Annotated in this window: 1 protein-coding gene; it reads left to right on the plus strand. The window is 76.5% G+C overall.

Annotation, left to right across the window (positions count from 1 at the left end; translation table 11 throughout):
* Positions 1-199: 199 nt before the first annotated feature.
* On the plus strand, positions 200-745 hold the full coding sequence (locus B7767_RS42270) for a hypothetical protein (RefSeq protein WP_085576449.1): 546 nt from the start codon (positions 200-202) through the stop codon (positions 743-745).
* The last annotated feature ends 140 nt before the right edge of the window (positions 746-885 follow it).

The following is an 885-nucleotide window of genomic DNA, read 5'->3' on the forward strand; positions in this document are numbered from 1 at the left end:
GCGCGGGTGCGCCGGACGTCCGGCCCGGGTCCCGCCCGGAGCCCGCGCACCCGCTGCTCACCGCCTCCGACCCCGACGACCACCCTCCCGTCCGCGCACCCGGCGCCGCCCCCGCCCCTCCGGCGGGCAGGACGGTACGGGCCCGGTCGTCGGCCCCACCCCCCATCTGACACGACTGCCGCGGAAAGGCACCCACGCCATGCGCAGCGCTTCTACGGAACAGCCGAGCAGCGAGCGCCCAGTGCGCCACACGTCCCCCACCGGAGTGGCACGGACCACGCCCCTCGCGGCACTGTCCCGCGTGCCGTGGGCCGACATGCAGGACTCCACCGGCTCGGCGGCGGCCATCCCCCTGCTGCTGAACGGCATCGCCTGGGGGGACACCGGCACCGCCCGCGCCGCCCTGGAGGATCTGCGGAAACGGATCTGCCAGTACGGCTTCGTCACGGAACAGGCGACCGCCGCCACGGTCCCCTTCCTCTGGGAACTGGCCCAGCTTCCGCACGTCACCTGCCGGGCCGGGATCATCCAGCTGCTCAAGGCCATCGCCGACGCCCGGCAGTGGGAGAGCACCGCCGCCGCGTATCCCAAGCTGCTCAGCCGCCGGGAGAACCCGGTGGTGTGGGAGCGGGCCGCCCGGCAGGCGGTGCGCGCCCGGCGCGGCGACCTGAACCGGCTGCTGGCCGAGCCGGACACCGAGATCGCCCGTGCCACCACCGAGCTGGCCCGCGCCCTGGCCGACTGAGCCGGCGGGGCCGGGTTCCTCGAAACGGACACAGTCCGGGGTGGCCCGGTCGAAGAACGCGCGCGACCTTCGGGGGACGAGTCGCGCGCCGGGGGAGGGTCGCGCGCGGCCGATGGGGGGCGGCCGCGCGCGACCCGGGG

Origin of the sequence: Streptomyces sp. 13-12-16, from assembly GCF_002114215.1 — a bacterium.
In the GTDB taxonomy this organism is placed as follows: Bacteria; Actinomycetota; Actinomycetes; order Streptomycetales; family Streptomycetaceae; genus Streptomyces.